The organism is Treponema sp. R6D11 (assembly GCF_054786075.1).
The window spans coordinates 1-490 of record NZ_BDHD01000830.1; the positions used below are offsets into that span (position 1 = coordinate 1).

Annotated in this window: 1 protein-coding gene; it reads left to right on the forward strand. The window is 36.3% G+C overall.

Features of this window, described 5'->3' with window-relative positions:
- On the forward strand, window positions 1-207 hold a 207-nt coding region (locus ACYVTD_RS16360), incomplete at its 5' end, for a hypothetical protein (protein ID WP_461248729.1).
- Window positions 208-490: the final 283 nt, after the last annotated feature.

The following is a 490-nucleotide window of genomic DNA, read 5'->3' on the forward strand; positions in this document are numbered from 1 at the left end:
CGAATAGAAGAAACAGGCTACTACAGACGCGAAGGCGAAATAGCGGCGGTTATTTTCTTTCTCTTTTATACAATTCCGCGGCCAACCGAGAAGGAGAAAATACGTTTTACGGCGTTCTTTTGGAAAAAAAAAAAGAAAATAATTTTTTTTTTTCCTCCAGATAATTGCAGCATAAGAAAAGTACATGGAAGGGGATGGGGCGAATAATACGTTTTTTTTTTTGTTGTGTAGGGAGATCGGGAAGGATTTTTTTTTTGAGTGGATGAAGAGAGGGTTTTTTTAAGTGTATTTTTTTTTTTAATAAAAAAAAGAGAAATCTTGCGGCGCGGCTTTTCTTTCCTGTTGGTTTTTTTTTTTTTAAAGAATAGGAGAACAACCAAATTTAACATTAGTCGCTTGGTGGGCGCGTCCGGTGGGTATTAGAGACAGAATTTTAACAGTTATTTTGACCAAGGCGCAAGCGTTGCCAAGAGTTTTAAAATTTCCTAAA